Here is a 16,571-nt window from a genome sequence, read left to right on the forward strand (position 1 = left end):
GGTTCCTTTTTGCCACGACAAAAAGTGACTCGCCGTAAGGGCGGAAAGGTGACTATGCTCCACCTGCGTGAATGAATACCTACTCGGTGTGAATGCCCACATCCAAGATAGCGATGTAAGTATCGCTTCTTGGCGTCCGCTGTCACGGGGCAGGCCCACCAAAAAACGCTGCGCTCCCATCATCCGGCCCCTGCGCTGCGCTCCGGGGTCCCCTCACTCCGGCCTTGCTCCCGGCAGGACCGCGCCGAAGGCCCCATCCTGGGGCCCAGCGCTTGACGGGCATCCATGCCCGTCACCTGCCTCCGCAAGGCCTGCGTTCGGCCTCCTGAAGTCGCGAAGATCAAGATCAAGAGCAACAGCAACAGCAACAGCAACAGCAACAGCAACAGCAATAGGCAACGCTGGGGGAGGCACAGACAAAACCCTTCAATCCGAGTAAAGTGCCGCCCCCGCCGTTTACAGCAAAAGGATCCCTTCCATGACACACCCTTTGGATATCGCCGTCGTCGGCGCCACCGGCAGCGTCGGTGAAGCCTTGGTGCAGATCCTCGAGGAACTGGCATTCCCGGTTGCCACCCTGCACCTGCTGGCCAGCATGGAATCGGCGGGCAGCAGCGTGATGTTCGCTGGCAAGAAACTGAAGGTGCGCGAAGTCGACAGCTTCGACTTCGCCCAGGTCAAGCTGGCCTTCTTCGCCACCGGCGCCGCCGTCAGCCGCAGCTTTGCCGGCAAGGCGCTGCAGGCGGGCTGCACGGTGATCGACCTGTCCGGGGGCCTGGACGACGCCCTGGCCCTGGTGCCGGAAGCCAACGCCGAACGCCTGGCCAGCCTGTCGTTGCCAGCGCGTATCGTCAGCCCATGCTCGGCCGCAGTAGCCCTGGCCGTCGCGCTGGCGCCGCTCAAAGGCCTACTGGACATCGAGCGGGTGCAAGTGATGGCCGCGCTGGCGGTTTCGGCGCAAGGCCGTGAAGCGGTCAGCGAGCTCGCCCGGCAAACCGCCGAACTGCTCAATGCCCGCCCGCTGGAGCCGCGCTTCTTCGACCGCCAGGTGGCATTCAACCTGCTGGCCCAGGTTGGTGCCGCCGACGAGCAGGGCCATACCGCGCTGGAGCGCCGCCTGGTCAGCGAACTGCGCGTGCTGCTCGGCCTGCCTGAACTGAAGATTTCCGTGAGCTGTGTTCAAGTACCGGTGTTTTTCGGCGATAGCTTCAGTGTGGCTGTGCAAAGCCGTCGCCCGGTAGACCTGGCAGCGGTCAACCAGGCCCTGGAGGCAGCCGACAGCATCGAGCGGGTGGAAAACGATGATTATCCGACCCCGGTAGGTGACGCAGTGGGCCAAGACGTGGTCTATGTTGGACGTGTACGTCACGGTGTTGATGAAGACCGGCAACTCAACCTCTGGCTAACCACCGACAACGTGCGCAAAGGCGCCGCGCTCAATGCCGTGCAAGTGGCGCAATTGTTGATTAAACACATGCCGTAAAAGATACTGGCGAGCACTTTTGTCCTGCTCCGCATGCAGGTTCCGGGACGATTCATATAAGGGAAGAGGTCATGCTTCGAATTCGCAAACTGGTTCTGGCCATGGCTGCAGCATCCGCGCTGTCGTCTGGCATGGCGAATGCGCTGGGCCTGGGGGAGCTGACCCTGAAGTCGGCACAGAATCAGCCGCTGGACGCCGAGATCGAATTGCTCGACGTGCGCGACCTCAAAGCCGCCGAAGTGGCGCCGAGCCTGGCGCCACCGGAAGAGTTCAGCAAGGCCGGGGTGGCGTTTCCGACCTACCTTGAAGACCTGACCTTCACACCGGTGATCAACCCCAACGGCAAAAGTGTGCTGCGCGTGACCTCCAGTCAGCCGCTGCCAGGTCCGGTGGTCAAGTTCCTGGTTCAGGTGATGTGGCCGCAGGGCCGCCTGCTGCGTGACTATAGCGTGCTGCTCGACCAGGCCAAGGCGCAGGGCGACAAGCCGGCGGCAGGCAATGTCACACCGGCCATCACCGGTGCCAGCAGCTACACCACCCAGCGTCGCGACACCTTGTGGCAGATTGCCGCGCGTAACACCCAGGGTGGATCGATCCAGCAGACCATGATCGCGATCCAGGCTTTGAACCCAGACGCCTTCATCGGCAACAACATCAACCAGCTGAAGGTTGGCCAGGTACTGCGCCTGCCCGACCAGCAGCAGATCCAGAGCATCACCCAGGGCGAGGCGAACCGTGAGGTGGCCGAGCAGTATGCGGCCTGGCGTGAAGGCCGTCGCCTGGGGCCGCGTGCCCGCCAGCTGGATGCCACCCGCCGTGGCGCCGCCGAGGCTGCACCGTCGCGTATCGCCCAGGGCGACAACCTGCGCCTGGTCAGCCCGGGCAAGCAGGCCGGTGCAGGCCAGGCCAAGGCGTTGAATGACGAGCTGGCCATGGCCCAGGAAAGCCTGGACACCAGCCGTCGCGACAACGAAGAACTGAAAAGCCGCATGGCCGACCTGCAGAGCCAGCTGGACAAGCTGCAGCGTCTGATCGAACTGAAGAACAACCAGTTGGCACGCCTGGAAGGCCAGGGCGCAGCCGGGTCGGCAGCGGCTGCCGCTACCCCGGAGCAGCCCGTGGTCAATCCGGCGCCTGCTGCTGCAGATACCGCACCCAAGCCTGTGCCGGACGTCCAGCCAGCACCCGCCAGCCAGCCGAAGGGTTCACTCGACTCGGTCCTGGGCAACCCGTGGCTTCTGGGGGTGATTGCCGGTTCCAGCATTCTGGTGCTGGCACTGCTGCTGTGGCTTCTGGCGCGTAAGCGCAAAGCCCAGCAAGAAGCCGAGAAGCACCTGCGCATGGCGCGGGCGCTGGAAGAAGAGCAGGGCGCAGGTTTCGACAGCGATACCGAGAGCTTCGACGGCGTAGAAACCCGGGAGCCTGGCGTAACCCTGTCGCCGGCTGTGGTTGCCGCTTCGGCTGCAGCTGCCGTCGCTGCGGAAAAAGTGGCAGAACCGGTCGCTGATGCAGAACCCGAGCCTGAACCGCAAGCAGACCCGCACGCCGCGCTGCTGGCGCAAGTCGACCAATGCCTGGCCGAAGGCCGCCTTAATCGTGCCACCGAGCTGCTGGAGCCCGCCGTGGCCGCCGCGCCGGAGCGTGACGACCTGCGCCTGAAACTGATGGACGTGTACGCCCGTCAGGGTGACCAGAGCGCGTTCGCCGAACAGGAGCGTCAGCTGCCGGCCAGCGAGCAGAATGTTGCCCAAGTCGCCGGCCTGAAAGAGCGTTACCCCGCCATGCTCGGCCTGGCCGCTGCCGGCCTGGGTGCGGCGGCGCTGGCTGCCGAAATGGATGAGCAGTACGTGCAAGAGTTGCTGCACGATGAGCCCGAAGCGCCGTTGGTTGCCGACGTGGTTCCTGGCGAGTTGTCCGGGTTCGAGCCGCAGGAGCAGGCTGAGCAAGAGGCTGTGGCGCAAGCAGGGCCGGACGCTGAGCTGGACGCCTTCGATGAAGTGCCAACGCTCGATGCAACGGACCTGGCCGAGCAGGATCTGGACAGCGCCTTCGACCTGAGCCTGGGTGAAGACCTGGCCGATCAAGACCCGCTGGCCGCGTCCGTGCTGGACGAGCCGATGGCACAGGTGGACGTACCCGACGAGCTGGTAATCGCTGAGCCTGTGCTGGATGAGCCCGTACAGGAAGAAGCTCAGCCAGAAGAACAGCCCTTTGCCGTGGATGCCGAGCTGCAAGCCGACGCCGACGCTGATTTCGAGGCCATGCTGGCTCAGGCCGAGCCTCAGCCTGCCGTGGACCTGTCTGATTTCGACCTCGACGTCAGCGAGCCGGTTGCCCCGGCTGCCCCGCAGGCGCTGGAGCAAGATCCGCTGGATGTCGCGTCCGAACTGGCTGCCTTCGACAGCGAGCCGGAGTTCGACCCGGTCTCCGAGTTCGACCTGCCATCGGACTTCGACTTGTCCCTGTCGCTGGAAGACGATTCGCCGGCCGCCAAGAGCTTTGCCTCCGAGCTCAATGACGTCAATGCCGAGCTGGACAAGCTGTCGCAGAGCCTCGAAACGCCATCGCTGGAGCCGCATTTCACCAGTGAAGACGCGGTTGCGCAGCCAGAGCTCGAGCCTTTGGATGACTTGGACTTCGACTTCTTCTCCGGCAGTGACGAAGTCGCCACCAAGCTCGACCTGGCCCGTGCCTATATCGACATGGGTGACAGCCAAGGCGCGCGCGACATCCTCGATGAAGTGGTCAAGGATGGCGACGACAGCCAGCGCCAGGAAGCCGAGGACATGCTCTCCCGGTTGGTCTGATGCAAGCAGGGCAGGCCTCTTCGCGGGCTTGCCCGCGCCCACGGGATCCCCACAGGTTGTCGACCTTGTGAGTGACCTGTGGGGGCGAGCCCGCCCACGAAGAGGCCCGCACATGCAGTGCGCATCCACCGGCAGCCCTACGAGGCTGCCGTTGTCGTTATAATCCCCGCCATTCCGTACACCCCACAGGTTTCATGCTCTTGGACATCATCGATACCGCTACCGCCGAATCCGCGGCCGAAGGCTACTCCCGCATCGCCCTGGGCGTGGAATACAAAGGCGCGCGCTACCGCGGCTGGCAACGTCAGGCCAGCGGCGTGCCGAGTGTCCAGCAAGCCTTGGAACAAGCGCTGTCCAAGGTCGCCAACGAGCCAATTTCGGTGATCTGCGCCGGGCGCACCGACGCCGGCGTTCACGGCTGCGGGCAGGTCGTGCACTTCGATACCCGTGCCGTGCGTGACGAGCGCGCCTGGACCATGGGTACCAACTTCAACCTGCCGCACGACATCAGTGTGGTCTGGTCGCGGCCAATGCCGGCCGACTTTCATGCCCGCTTCAAGGCCTGCGCCCGGCGCTACCGCTACGTCATCTACAACGACCCGATTCGCCCGGCGCACCTGGCCGAAGAAGTGACCTGGAACCACCGTCCGCTGGACGTCGATCGCATGGCCGAGGCGGCGCAGTTCCTGCTGGGTACCCACGACTTCAGCGCCTTCCGTGCCAGCCAGTGTCAGGCCAAGTCACCGATCAAGCACATCTACCACCTGCGTGTTACCCGCCATGGTCAGATGATCGTGCTGGACGTGCGTGCCACCGCCTTCCTGCACCACATGGTGCGTAACATTGCCGGTGTGCTGATGGCCATCGGCGCCGGCGAGCGTCCGGTTGCCTGGGCACGCGAGGTGCTGGAAGGGCGCAACCGCCGTGAAGGTGGGGTAACGGCCCACCCATACGGGCTTTACCTGGTGCAGGTGGAGTACCCCGAAGCGTTTGCGTTGCCCAAGCGTTACATCGGCCCACACTTTTTGAGTGGTTACGAGGCGTTGGCAGACTGACGAGCGAAAAGCCATTTGCTAACATCCGCCCTTTCGCCGCAACAATCAGGGTTCTTGTTCCATGAGCAATGTTCGCAGCAAGATCTGCGGGATTACCCGCATCGAAGACGCACTGGCCGCTGCCGAAGCGGGGGCCGATGCCATCGGCTTCGTCTTCTATGCCAAGAGCCCGCGGGCGGTGGACGTGCGCCAGGCGCGGGCGATCATTGCCGAGCTGCCGCCGTTCGTGACCACGGTCGGGCTGTTCGTCAATGCCTCGCGCTGTGAGCTGAACGAGATCCTCGAAGTGGTTCCGCTGGACCTGCTACAGTTTCACGGCGATGAAACCCCGCAGGACTGTGAAGGCTACCACCGCCCCTGGATCAAGGCCCTGCGTGTGCGCCCTGGCGATGACCTGGAGGCGGCCTGTCGGCTTTACGCGGGTGCCCGCGGCATTTTGCTCGACACCTATGTGCCGGGCGTGCCAGGGGGAACCGGCGAGGCGTTCGACTGGTCATTGGTACCGGCGCGTCTTGGCAAGCCGATCATCCTCGCGGGCGGGCTGTCGGCCGATAACGTTGGCCAGGCCATTGCCCAGGTAAAGCCTTATGCGGTGGATGTCAGCGGTGGCGTCGAACAGGCCAAGGGCATCAAGGATGCGGCGAAGATCGAGGCCTTCATGCGTGCGGTGAAACAGGCGTGATGGCAGATGTGACGGCTGGCTGCGCGCCATCGTCCATAGCTTTCGCAGCCCTGCGGGCCGCATGCCAGCACCTGTGGCGGCAAAAAACACATTAGCGGTGGAGTGGCGCGCTGGAAGCCCCGGCGGCCGGTCCACCATCGTTTCATAAAAGATTTTGAGCTCAAGGGCAGGGCAGGGCCGGTGACACCGTCCCCCGCCTGCCAATACTGGAGAAAGAAAGCATGAGCAACTGGTTAGTCGACAAACTGATCCCTTCGATCATGCGTTCCGAGGTGAAAAAGAGCTCGGTGCCTGAGGGCCTGTGGCACAAGTGCCCGTCCTGCGAGGCCGTGCTGTATCGTCCGGAGCTGGAAAAGACCCTGGATGTCTGCCCCAAGTGCAACCACCACATGCGCATCGGCGCACGTGCGCGTATCGACATCTTCCTTGACGCCGAAGGCCGTGCCGAACTGGGCGCTGACCTGGAACCGGTCGACCGCCTGAAGTTCCGTGATGGCAAGAAGTACAAGGACCGCCTGACCGCTGCGCAGAAGCAGACTGGCGAAAAGGACGCGCTGATCTCCATGAGCGGCACCCTGATGGGCATGCCGATCGTGGTTAGCGCCTTCGAGTTCTCGTTCATGGGCGGTTCCATGGGTGCCATCGTCGGCGAGCGCTTCGTCCGCGCGGCCAACTATGCCCTGGAAAACCGCTGCCCAATGGTTTGCTTCTCCGCTTCGGGCGGTGCGCGCATGCAGGAAGCGCTGATCTCGCTGATGCAGATGGCCAAGACCTCTGCCGTGCTGGCGCGCCTGCGCGAAGAAGGCATTCCGTTCATCTCGGTCCTGACCGACCCGGTGTATGGCGGTGTTTCCGCCAGCCTGGCGATGCTCGGCGACGTCATCGTCGGTGAGCCGAAGGCCCTGATCGGTTTCGCCGGCCCACGCGTGATCGAGCAGACCGTACGCGAGAAGCTGCCTGAAGGCTTCCAGCGCAGCGAGTTCCTGCTGGAGCACGGTGCCATCGACCTGATCATCTCCCGTGGCGAATTGCGCCCGCGTCTGGCCCGCCTGCTGGCGCAGATGACCGGTCAGCAAACGCCGGAAGAAGCGCGTGAGGCGGCTGCCGTCGCGTGATGAAACAACGATCCCTGGGCGAATGGCTCGCCTACCTCGAGCAGTTGCACCCCTCGGCCATCGACATGGGCCTGGAGCGGTCGCAGAAGGTGCTTGCCCGCTTGGCGCTGGGCAAGCTGGCGCCGCGCGTGGTGACAGTAACCGGCACCAACGGCAAGGGTTCGACCTGCGCCTTCGTGGCGTCGTTGCTGCGTGCTCAGGGGCTCAAGGTCGGTGTGTACAGTTCGCCGCACCTGCTACGTTACAACGAGCGGGTGGTGATCAATGGTCAAGAGGCCAGCGATGAGCGCCTGTGCGAAGCCTTCGCCGCCGTCGAGGCTGCGCGAGGCGATATTTCCCTGACCTACTTCGAGATGGGGACGTTGGCCGCGTTCTGGTTGTTCTACCAGTCGCAGCTGGATGCGGTGGTGCTGGAGGTGGGCCTGGGTGGCCGCCTGGATACCGTCAACGTAGTGGATGCCGACTTCGCCCTGGTGACCAGCATCGGTGTCGACCATGTTGATTACCTGGGTGATACCCGCGAGCTGGTGGCCTTCGAGAAGGCGGGTATCTTCCGCCCGGGCAAGCCGGCCCTGTGCGGTGATCTGGATCCGCCCGGGCCGTTGCTGGACAAGGCCGCTGAACTGGCCGCGCCACTGTTCCTGCGCGGTCGGGAATTCGACCTGGCCAGCGCCGATGGCTGCTGGAGCTGGCGTGGTACTGCCGCCGATGGCGCGCAGGTCGAGCTGCGTGACCTGCCTTTGCTTGACCTGCCCATGGAAAACGCCACGCTGGCCTTGCAGGCTTACCTGCTGATGGGGCTGCCGTGGGACGCGGAGCAAGTTCGCCAGGCGCTGCTGGATACCCGTATCACTGGGCGTCTCGACCTCCGTAACTTGAACTGGCAGGGCAAACCGGTAGCGTTGCTGCTGGATGTCGGGCACAACCCGCATGCGGCGCAGTACCTGGCCATGCGCCTGGCGGCCCGACCGCTGAAGGGGCGCCGCCTCGCGGTCTTTGGCCTGCTCGCCGACAAGGATCTGGAGGGCGTTATCGCGCCGCTGCAGGGCCTCATCGACGACTGGGCGGTGGCGCCGCTGGATACCCCGCGCAGTCGCCCGGCCGCAGAACTGGCCTCGTCCTTGGCGAACCTCGGTGCCACGGTGAAGTCTTATGCCAGCGTCGACGCCGCCCTTGAAGGGCAATGTGCGCAGGCGACGGGGGATGATCAGATCCTGCTGTTCGGTTCGTTTTTCTGTGTCGCCCAGGCGCTGGAATGGCTGGAGCGGCACGCCCAGGAGGGTGGAATAGATGGCTGTGCTGGATAAAGGGATGAAACAGCGCATGGTGGGTGCGCTGGTGCTGGTGGCGCTGGCGGTTATCTTCCTGCCGATGCTGTTTACCCGCCAGGACGAGATGCGCCAGGTGCACGTCGAAGCTCCGCAGGCACCGGCCATGCCCAGCCTGCCGGAAGTGAAGGTGGAGCCGGTTGCCGTGCCGGAGCCACAGGTTATTGCGCAGGAGGCGCAGCAGGCGCCGGTGGTGATCGACGAGGCCACTGCGCCGGCGAGTACACCCAGCCAGCCAATCACCCCGTCGCCACAGACCCAGGCGCAGGTTCAGCCACCCAAGCCGCAGGCGCCCGCGCCCAAGGTGGAGGCCAAAGCTGCTGCAACACCAGCGCCTCCCGCGCCATCGAAGATCGACGCCAATGGCCTGCCCGTCAGTTGGTCGATCCAGCTGGCCAGTCTGTCCAACCGCGCCGGAGCCGAAAAGCTGCAGCAAACCCTGCGTAGCCAGGGTTACAACGCCTATATTCGTACGGCGGGCGGCATGAACCGCGTGTACGTGGGGCCGTTGATCGAGCGCGCCGAGGCCGAGCGCGTGCGTGACGCCATCAATCGTCAGAACAGCCTCAAGGGCTTTGTGGTGCGTTTCCAGCCTGAGCGCAGCTGATTCCCCGGGGCGGCTAGGCCGCCCATTCGCGGGTGGGCCCGCGCCGGCAGGTACTGTGCCGCTGCAAGGCTTACCCAGAACCTGTCGGGGCGGGTTTGCCTGCCAATGGCCCAACACCAATCCAGCTGACATTCCGCTTACTCCCGGCCCGCCGCTCTGGTAAAATGCGCCGCCTCAAACGTCTGCAGGCAACACCGTGGCATTTACCTTGGTTGATTGGGCGATCATCGCGATCATCGCCGTCTCCACACTGATCAGTCTCAAGCGCGGCTTCGTCAAGGAGGCCTTGTCCTTGCTCATCTGGATCATTGCCGGTGCGGTTGCCTGGATGTTCGGCGGTTCGCTCTCGGTGTATCTTGAGAGCTATATCCAGACGCCATCGATGCGCATCATCGCTGGCTGCGCCATTCTTTTCGTCGCCACCTTGCTGGTGGGGGCCATGGTCAACTTCCTTGTCGGTGAGCTGATCCGCGTGACCGGGCTGTCCGGCACCGATCGTTTCCTGGGCATGGCCTTCGGTGCTGCGCGCGGGGCCTTGCTGGTAGTGGTGGCCATTGGCCTGATCAGCCTGGGGCCGGTTCAACAAGACACCTGGTGGCAGGAATCACGCCTGATACCACAATTTCTCTTGGTCGCCGACTGGTCGAAAAACCTGATTCTGGGTTTCACCGACCAATGGACGCCCAGTGGGCTGATCAGCACTCCGGCTGATCTTCCGTTCAAGGAACAGTTGCTCGGGCCGTCCAAGCCCTGAGCACTATTCACTCAAGTTTCATCAAAGTAGGGGTTGCGTCGCATGTGTGGCATCGTCGGTATCGTCGGTAAGTCGAACGTCAATCAGGCGCTGTATGACGCGCTTACGGTCCTCCAGCACCGCGGCCAGGACGCTGCCGGTATCGTGACCAGCCATGACGGCCGGTTGTTCCTGCGCAAGGATAATGGCCTGGTGCGCGACGTGTTCCAGCAGCGCCACATGCAGCGCCTGGTTGGCAACATCGGTATCGGCCACGTGCGCTACCCGACTGCGGGCAGCTCGACCTCGGCCGAGGCCCAGCCGTTCTACGTCAACTCGCCTTACGGCATCACCCTGGCTCACAACGGCAACCTGACCAACGTCGAGCAGTTGGCCAAGGAGATCTACGAGTCCGATCTGCGCCACGTCAACACCAACTCCGACTCGGAAGTGCTGCTGAACGTGTTCGCCCATGAACTGGCGGTGCGCGGCAAGTTGCAGCCGACCGAAGAAGACGTGTTCGCTGCGGTCTCCCATGTGCACAGCCGCTGCGTTGGCGGTTACGCCGTGGTGGCCATGATCACCGGCTACGGCATCGTCGGTTTCCGCGACCCCCATGGCATTCGCCCGGTGGTGTTCGGTCAGCGTCACACCGACGAAGGCGTGGAATACATGATCGCGTCGGAAAGCGTCGCCCTGGACGTGCTCGGCTTCACCCTGATCCGCGACCTGGCACCGGGCGAAGCGGTTTACATCACCGAAGAAGGCCAGTTGTTCACCAAGCAGTGCGCCGAATCGCCAAAGTTGCAGCCGTGCATCTTCGAGCACGTCTACCTGGCGCGCCCGGACTCGATCATCGATGGGGTCTCGGTGTACAAGGCGCGTCTGCGCATGGGTGAAAAGCTGGCCGACAAGATCATGCGCGAGCGCCCCGATCATGATATCGACGTGGTCATCCCGATCCCGGATACCAGTCGCACTGCCGCGCTGGAACTGGCCAACCGGCTGGGCGTCAAGTTCCGCGAAGGTTTCGTCAAGAACCGTTACATCGGCCGTACCTTCATCATGCCCGGTCAGGCCGCGCGCAAGAAGTCGGTGCGTCAGAAGCTCAACGCCATCGAGCTGGAGTTCCGCGGCAAGAATGTGATGCTGGTGGACGATTCGATCGTGCGCGGCACCACCTGCAAGCAGATCATCCAGATGGCCCGCGAAGCCGGCGCCAAGAATGTCTACTTCTGCTCCGCGGCCCCTGCAGTACGCTACCCCAACGTCTACGGCATCGACATGCCGAGTGTTCACGAACTGATCGCCCACAACCGCACCACCGAACAGGTGGGTGAGTTGATTGGCGCCGATTGGCTGGTCTATCAGGACCTGCCAGACCTGATCGACTCGGTCGGCGGCGGCAAGATCAAGATCGAGCAGTTCGATTGCGCGGTGTTCAACGGTGAGTACGTCACTGGCGATATCGACGAAGCCTACCTCGACCGCATCGAGCAGGCCCGTAATGACCTGGCCAAGGTCAAGAACCAGGCCGTCAGCGCGATCATCGACCTTTACAACAACTGATTTTGGGAGCGACGGCATGACGGATCAATGGGATGCCGGGCGACTGGACAGTGACCTCGAGGGTGTCGGTTTCGACACCCTGGCGGTTCGCGCTGGTCAAAACCGTACCCCGGAAGGCGAGCACAGCGAAGCGCTGTTCCTGACCTCCAGCTATGTGTTCCGCACGGCAGCCGATGCTGCTGCGCGCTTTGCCGGCGAAACGCCGGGCAACGTCTATTCGCGCTACACCAACCCATCGGTGCGTGCCTTCGAGGAGCGCCTGGCGGCCATGGAAGGTGCCGAACAGGCCGTGGGTACGTCCACCGGCATGGCGGCGATCCTGGCCGTGGTCATGTCGCTGTGCAGCGCCGGTGACCATGTGCTGGTGTCGCAGAGCGTATTCGGCTCTACCATCAGCCTGTTCGAGAAGTACTTCAAGCGCTTTGGCGTACAAGTGGACTACGTGCCACTGGTCGACCTCACCGGTTGGGAAAAGGCCATCAAGGCCAACACCAAGCTGCTGATCGTCGAATCGCCCTCCAACCCACTGGCCGAGTTGGTCGATATCACTGCGCTCAGCGAAATCGCCCATGCTCAGGGTGCCATGCTGGTGGTGGACAACTGTTTCAGTACCCCGGCGTTGCAGCAGCCGCTGAAGCTGGGTGCCGACATTGTGTTCCACTCGGCCACCAAGTTCATCGACGGCCAGGGCCGCTGCATGGGCGGTGTGGTTGCCGGCCGTACCGAGCAAATGAAAGAAGTGGTGGGTTTCCTGCGAACCGCAGGTCCAACCCTCAGTCCGTTCAACGCCTGGATCTTCACCAAGGGCCTGGAAACGCTGCGCCTGCGTATGCGTGCACACTGCGAAAGCGCTCAGGCCCTGGCCGAATGGCTTGAGCAGCAGGACGGCGTGGAAAAGGTGCATTACGCCGGCCTGCCCAGTCACCCGCAGCACGAACTGGCCAAGCGCCAGATGAGCGGTTTTGGTGCAGTGGTCAGCTTCGAGGTCAAGGGTGGCAAAGAGGGCGCGTGGCGTTTCATCGACGCTACCCGTGTGATTTCCATCACTACCAACCTGGGTGACAGCAAAACCACCATCGCTCATCCGGCGACCACCTCACACGGTCGCCTGTCGCCGCAGGAGCGTGAAGCGGCTGGTATCCGCGACAGCCTGATCCGCGTTGCCGTGGGCCTGGAAGACGTGGCCGACCTGCAGGCTGACCTGGCGCGCGGGCTGGCGGCGTTGTGATCGAAATCAGCGGCAGCACCCCGGGCCACAATGGCCGGGTAGCCTTGGTCACGGGCGCGGCCCGCGGCATTGGTCTGGGCATTGCCGCATGGCTGATCTGCGAAGGCTGGCAAGTGGTGCTGAGTGATCTGGACCGCCAGCGTGGTACCAAAGTGGCCAAGGCGTTGGGCGACAACGCCTGGTTCATCACCATGGACGTTGCCGACGAGGCCCAGGTCAGTGCCGGAGTGTCCGAAGTGCTCGGGCAGTTCGGCCGGCTGGACGCGCTGGTGTGCAATGCGGCCATTGCCAACCCGCACAACCAGACGCTGGAAAGCCTGAGCCTGGCCCAATGGAACCGGGTGCTGGGGGTAAACCTCAGCGGCCCCATGCTGCTGGCCAAGCATTGTGCGCCGTACCTGCGCGCGCACAATGGGGCGATCGTCAACCTGACCTCTACCCGTGCTCGGCAGTCCGAACCCGACACCGAGGCTTACGCGGCAAGCAAGGGCGGCCTGGTGGCTTTGACACATGCCCTGGCCATGAGCCTGGGCCCGGAGATTCGCGTCAATGCGGTGAGCCCGGGCTGGATCGATGCCCGTGATCCGTCACAGCGCCGTGCCGAGCCGTTGAGCGAAGCTGACCATGCCCAGCATCCAACGGGCAGGGTAGGGACTGTGGAAGATGTCGCGGCCATGGTTGCCTGGTTGCTGTCACGCCAGGCGGCATTTGTCACCGGCCAGGAGTTTGTGGTCGATGGCGGCATGACCCGCAAGATGATCTATACCTGAGCACCTTGTTTAAACTGCGCCGGCTCTTCGCGGGCTATAACCTCACATTGCCTTTTTGAAAAAAATTCAATGGGGCTATTGACTTAGCTTCGCCACCTGCGTAAATTTCGCGGCCTCAGCGAAGCAAACGCAACAAGCAACATCGCGAGGGTGATTAGCTCAGCCGGGAGAGCATCTGCCTTACAAGCAGAGGGTCGGCGGTTCGATCCCGTCATCACCCACCACTTCCTGAGATGTTCCTGGAGCATCGGGTTCGCAAGAAGCCGATAGCCAGAGAGGAACGCACTGCGCAGCGGTAGTTCAGTCGGTTAGAATACCGGCCTGTCACGCCGGGGGTCGCGGGTTCGAGTCCCGTCCGCTGCGCCATTTTTCAGTAACAGACGGGTGCCTGGCACCGGTCTGAAGCCACAAGGCACACGCCTTGGGCTGATCCCAGTTTCAATCGGGCGCAAGCCTGAACGATACGCAGCGGTAGTTCAGTCGGTTAGAATACCGGCCTGTCACGCCGGGGGTCGCGGGTTCGAGTCCCGTCCGCTGCGCCATCTTCGCTTCAAGGTCCCTAGAACACCTTGAAGCAAACACAAGAGAAGCGATCGTGTTATCGCTTTTTTTGTGCCTGCCCTGAGGCCATCGCGCCGGAAGGGTAGACCCAGGTTTCAATCGGGCGCAAGCCTGAATGATACGCAGCGGTAGTTCAGTCGGTTAGAATACCGGCCTGTCACGCCGGGGGTCGCGGGTTCGAGTCCCGTCCGCTGCGCCATCTTCGCTTCAAGGCCCCATGAACGCCTTGAAGCAACGTTAAAGCGACCTTCGGGTCGCTTTTTTCGTTGGTGCGCCTGGCAAGTGCCTGCCTTTACCCAGATTTACACCAGCCTGACAGATTCTTCACCGACCAGCGGTTCCTGTGCCTGCCTGCTGTGTTGCACAATAGGCACTTTCCCGACATACCCGGAATTCGCAATGACCAGATCTTCCGTCTTTGGTGCGCTCGGGCTGGCCCTGGTGCTGGCGGGCGTGACCGGTTGTTCCTCGAAAAAAGCGGCCGTCTACGAGCATGAGAATTTCGATGACTCGGGTACCTTCTCGCGCAGCTTTCCGGTGAGCGATGCCGGCTCTTGCGAGGCCGCCCGGCGTGCTTTGCTTAGCCAGGGGTACATCATCACCAGCAGCGGCGCCAACCAGGTGGCGGGTAACAAGAGCTTTCAGCAAAACAGCGAGAACCACCTGCAGATCAGCTTCAATGTCACCTGTGCACCAGACGTGAGCGACGACCAGCACTCGACCATGTTCGCCAACGCCCTGCAGGACCGCTATGCACTGAAAAAGTCCAACACCTCCGCCAGCCTGGGCGTGGGGGTGCTGGGTTCGGTGTCGATGCCTATCGGCTCCAGTGACGACTCGCTGGTCAAGGTCGCCAGCGAGACGGTGACCGCGGCGCAGTTCTATGACCGCTATTTCGCCCTGGTGGAGAGCTACCTGCCCAAGCCGAAAAAAGTGGCCAAGGCCAAGGTGGAAGAGCCAGTGCCGAAGGTTGAAAAACCGGCGGTTGATCTTGGGCTTCCGGAGCAGGCTGCGGCGAACCCGGTGGCGCCGGCCCCGGCAGCTGCACCTTTGGTTGAAGCGACGCCTGCACCTGCACCGTTGGTTGAAGCGACACCTGCACCTGCACCTTTGGTTGAAGCAACGCCTGCACCTGCAGGGGTGGCCCCGGCCAGCGAGGCGGCAGCGGCGCCGGTGGTGGATGACAGCCAGGGTTCGCAGCCGGTGGCTCCACCGGTGGAGGCTGCGCCGATTCAAGTGCAGCAGGATGCGCAGCCGGCCGAGCCTGCGTCTCCCGCCCTTTGATTGCTAGCCTGTAACGCGAACCCTGTGGCGATCGCCTGAGCAGCCTTGTGCTTGCCTTGCGGTCGTCGCCCGCCGTCCACACCCCTTGTTACAGACGCCCCGCGATAACTTTCTGAACACCTGCTACGTTTACCACTCATAAGCTTGTCATTATCCCTTCATCCCACCTGCTTAGGCTGAAGGCGATATCTACAAAGGCAAAATGAGCAAAGAGGACGCAGGGCAATGGATGAATACCAGGAAGAACTTCTCGAAACCCAGGCTTACGAACTGGACACCCCGGAACCGGCCGACGACGCCACCGAACTCTAGCTCGGCTGCCGCTGGCTGCGGCGGAACTCCCCCGGCGTGAGGCCCGTCCAGCGCTTGAATGCGCGCTGGAAGGCCTCGGCCGAAGCAAACCCCAACAAATAGGCAATCTCGCCAAAGGCCAGCGCCGTGTCACGGATGTAGGTTTCGGCCAGGTCGCGTCGGGTTTCGTTGAGCAGGTCGCGAAAGCGCGTGCCTTCCTCGGCGAGCTTGCGGCGCAAGGTCCAGCTTGGTAGTTGCAAGTGCAGCGCCACTTCTTCCAGGTCCGGTTCACGGCCGCCATTGAGCAGCGGGCCCAGCAGGTGGGTGATGCGCTCACCCAGGCTGCGCACCCGCGTGCGCTGCAGCAGCTCTGCTTCGCACAACTGCAACAGGTGCTGCCAGGTACTCGGGCAATGCCCGGGGTTGGCCAGTTGCAAGGTAGCGCGGCTCAGACGCAGCTGATTGCCGTCGGCGGCGAACTGCACAGGCGTGCTGCAGAGCGTTTGGTAGCGGGCGGCATAGGAGGGGGCGGCAAACTCGATCTCCAGGCGTTCGGCTTGCACCGGGGTGCCGGCAAGGTCGGCCAACTGGGCCAGCCAGCCGGCCAGCAGTGAGTCGACCACAAAGCGGTTGTAGTCGTTATACGGGCTGATGGAGTAGAAGCGCAGCCAGGCGCCTTGGGCATCTTCCTCAAAGCTGGAATGGCCGCGGTAGTTGGCCGCATAAAGCGGCTCGAAACGCAGCAGGGTACGCGCGGCCTCACCCAGGGTGGGGGCCTGGGCCGCAGTGACCCCGGCCAGGCCCGTATGCGCCAGCCGGCTCAGGCGCCCCATACGCAGACCTAAAGCGGCCTCACCGCTCATTTCGATGGCTGCGTGGCCCAGGTGCATGTAGCGGGGTATGGACAGGCGTGCGCCGGCTTCGCCCAGGCGTGTCGCGTCCAGGCCGTAGCGGCGCAGCAATGGCTCAGGGTCGTGGCCCAGCTCGCGTAGAGCTTCGCTCAAAGGCTGGACAAAACCAACCGACAGTTCGCCCAGGCGCACGCGGGGGCGGGCCAC

13 protein-coding genes and 4 tRNA genes are annotated in these 16,571 nt (G+C 63.3%); 16 read left to right on the forward strand and 1 reads right to left on the reverse strand.

Features of this window, described 5'->3' with window-relative positions; translation table 11 throughout:
• Window positions 1-478 precede the first annotated feature (478 nt).
• The 16 genes from ACF8FG_RS22700 (at window position 479) to ACF8FG_RS22775 (ending at window position 15,222) form a co-directional block, all read left to right on the forward strand.
• Entirely contained in the window at window positions 479-1,483 is a 1,005-nt protein-coding gene (locus ACF8FG_RS22700; RefSeq protein WP_014591908.1) for an aspartate-semialdehyde dehydrogenase, read from the forward strand.
• 71 nt (window positions 1,484-1,554) lie between these two features.
• Entirely contained in the window at window positions 1,555-4,290 is a 2,736-nt protein-coding gene (locus ACF8FG_RS22705; protein ID WP_318080003.1) for a FimV/HubP family polar landmark protein, read from the forward strand.
• A gap of 194 nt (window positions 4,291-4,484) precedes the next feature.
• On the forward strand, window positions 4,485-5,345 hold the full coding sequence (truA, locus tag ACF8FG_RS22710; RefSeq protein ID WP_019437491.1) for a tRNA pseudouridine(38-40) synthase TruA: 861 nt from the start codon (window positions 4,485-4,487) through the stop codon (window positions 5,343-5,345).
• A 61-nt stretch (window positions 5,346-5,406) separates the two neighbouring features.
• Window positions 5,407-6,027 carry a phosphoribosylanthranilate isomerase gene (locus ACF8FG_RS22715; RefSeq protein WP_010953008.1) on the forward strand — a complete coding sequence of 207 codons (621 nt, stop codon included), beginning with the start codon at window positions 5,407-5,409 and terminating at the stop codon, window positions 6,025-6,027.
• Window positions 6,028-6,248: 221 nt separating this feature from the next.
• Window positions 6,249-7,142 (forward strand): acetyl-CoA carboxylase, carboxyltransferase subunit beta, encoded by an 894-nt coding sequence (gene accD, locus ACF8FG_RS22720; protein ID WP_004574892.1) that lies wholly within the window; start codon window positions 6,249-6,251, stop codon window positions 7,140-7,142.
• Window positions 7,142-8,449: a bifunctional tetrahydrofolate synthase/dihydrofolate synthase gene (gene folC, locus ACF8FG_RS22725; RefSeq protein WP_318080005.1), complete on the forward strand. Its 1,308-nt coding sequence runs from the start codon at window positions 7,142-7,144 to the stop codon at window positions 8,447-8,449. The genes accD and folC overlap by 1 nt, the downstream gene beginning before the upstream one ends.
• Window positions 8,433-9,077 carry an SPOR domain-containing protein gene (locus tag ACF8FG_RS22730; protein ID WP_014591903.1) on the forward strand — a complete coding sequence of 215 codons (645 nt, stop codon included), beginning with the start codon at window positions 8,433-8,435 and terminating at the stop codon, window positions 9,075-9,077. Before folC ends, ACF8FG_RS22730 begins: the two co-directional genes overlap by 17 nt.
• Window positions 9,078-9,273: 196 nt before the next feature.
• Window positions 9,274-9,831 carry a CvpA family protein gene (locus ACF8FG_RS22735; protein ID WP_010953011.1) on the forward strand — a complete coding sequence of 186 codons (558 nt, stop codon included), beginning with the start codon at window positions 9,274-9,276 and terminating at the stop codon, window positions 9,829-9,831.
• Between the two features lie 42 nt (window positions 9,832-9,873).
• The gene (purF, locus tag ACF8FG_RS22740) at window positions 9,874-11,379 is read left to right on the forward strand and encodes an amidophosphoribosyltransferase (RefSeq protein WP_003247207.1); all 1,506 of its coding nucleotides are present in this window, start codon (window positions 9,874-9,876) and stop codon (window positions 11,377-11,379) included.
• A 16-nt stretch (window positions 11,380-11,395) separates the two neighbouring features.
• Window positions 11,396-12,607, forward strand: coding sequence for an O-succinylhomoserine sulfhydrylase (locus tag ACF8FG_RS22745; RefSeq protein ID WP_012053270.1), 1,212 nt, complete (start codon window positions 11,396-11,398; stop codon window positions 12,605-12,607).
• The gene (locus ACF8FG_RS22750; protein ID WP_010953013.1) at window positions 12,604-13,377 is read left to right on the forward strand and encodes an SDR family oxidoreductase; all 774 of its coding nucleotides are present in this window, start codon (window positions 12,604-12,606) and stop codon (window positions 13,375-13,377) included. The genes ACF8FG_RS22745 and ACF8FG_RS22750 overlap by 4 nt, the downstream gene beginning before the upstream one ends.
• A gap of 148 nt (window positions 13,378-13,525) precedes the next feature.
• Window positions 13,526-13,601 (forward strand) — tRNA-Val (locus tag ACF8FG_RS22755).
• Window positions 13,602-13,666: 65 nt separating this feature from the next.
• Window positions 13,667-13,743, forward strand: a tRNA-Asp gene (locus ACF8FG_RS22760).
• A 99-nt stretch (window positions 13,744-13,842) separates the two neighbouring features.
• A tRNA-Asp gene (locus ACF8FG_RS22765) sits at window positions 13,843-13,919 on the forward strand.
• Window positions 13,920-14,060: 141 nt separating this feature from the next.
• Window positions 14,061-14,137 (forward strand) — tRNA-Asp (locus tag ACF8FG_RS22770).
• A 200-nt stretch (window positions 14,138-14,337) separates the two neighbouring features.
• Window positions 14,338-15,222 (forward strand): DUF2242 domain-containing protein, encoded by an 885-nt coding sequence (locus ACF8FG_RS22775; protein WP_081384739.1) that lies wholly within the window; start codon window positions 14,338-14,340, stop codon window positions 15,220-15,222.
• A gap of 308 nt (window positions 15,223-15,530) precedes the next feature.
• On the opposite strand, the gene ACF8FG_RS22780 is transcribed toward ACF8FG_RS22775, so the two are convergent.
• Window positions 15,531-16,571 (reverse strand): AraC family transcriptional regulator, encoded by a 1,041-nt coding sequence (locus tag ACF8FG_RS22780; RefSeq protein WP_135199047.1) that lies wholly within the window; start codon window positions 16,569-16,571, stop codon window positions 15,531-15,533.

This window comes from Pseudomonas sp. YQ_6 (assembly GCF_043103245.1).
GTDB lineage: Bacteria > Pseudomonadota > Gammaproteobacteria > Pseudomonadales > Pseudomonadaceae > Aquipseudomonas > Aquipseudomonas alloputida.

What these genes read in the sequence shown, in the direction of transcription:
- ACF8FG_RS22705 (WP_318080003.1), top strand. Translation starts at nt 1,555, where the DNA reads ATGCTTCGAATTCGCAAACTGGTTCTGGCCATGGCTGCAGCATCCGCG.
- truA (WP_019437491.1), top strand. Translation starts at nt 4,485, where the DNA reads ATGCTCTTGGACATCATCGATACCGCTACCGCCGAATCCGCGGCCGAA.
- ACF8FG_RS22775 (WP_081384739.1), top strand. Translation starts at nt 14,338, where the DNA reads ATGACCAGATCTTCCGTCTTTGGTGCGCTCGGGCTGGCCCTGGTGCTG.
- ACF8FG_RS22745 (WP_012053270.1), top strand. Translation starts at nt 11,396, where the DNA reads ATGACGGATCAATGGGATGCCGGGCGACTGGACAGTGACCTCGAGGGT.
- ACF8FG_RS22730 (WP_014591903.1), top strand. Translation starts at nt 8,433, where the DNA reads ATGGCTGTGCTGGATAAAGGGATGAAACAGCGCATGGTGGGTGCGCTG.
- ACF8FG_RS22700 (WP_014591908.1), top strand. Translation starts at nt 479, where the DNA reads ATGACACACCCTTTGGATATCGCCGTCGTCGGCGCCACCGGCAGCGTC.
- ACF8FG_RS22715 (WP_010953008.1), top strand. Translation starts at nt 5,407, where the DNA reads ATGAGCAATGTTCGCAGCAAGATCTGCGGGATTACCCGCATCGAAGAC.
- folC (WP_318080005.1), top strand. Translation starts at nt 7,142, where the DNA reads ATGAAACAACGATCCCTGGGCGAATGGCTCGCCTACCTCGAGCAGTTG.
- accD (WP_004574892.1), top strand. Translation starts at nt 6,249, where the DNA reads ATGAGCAACTGGTTAGTCGACAAACTGATCCCTTCGATCATGCGTTCC.
- purF (WP_003247207.1), top strand. Translation starts at nt 9,874, where the DNA reads ATGTGTGGCATCGTCGGTATCGTCGGTAAGTCGAACGTCAATCAGGCG.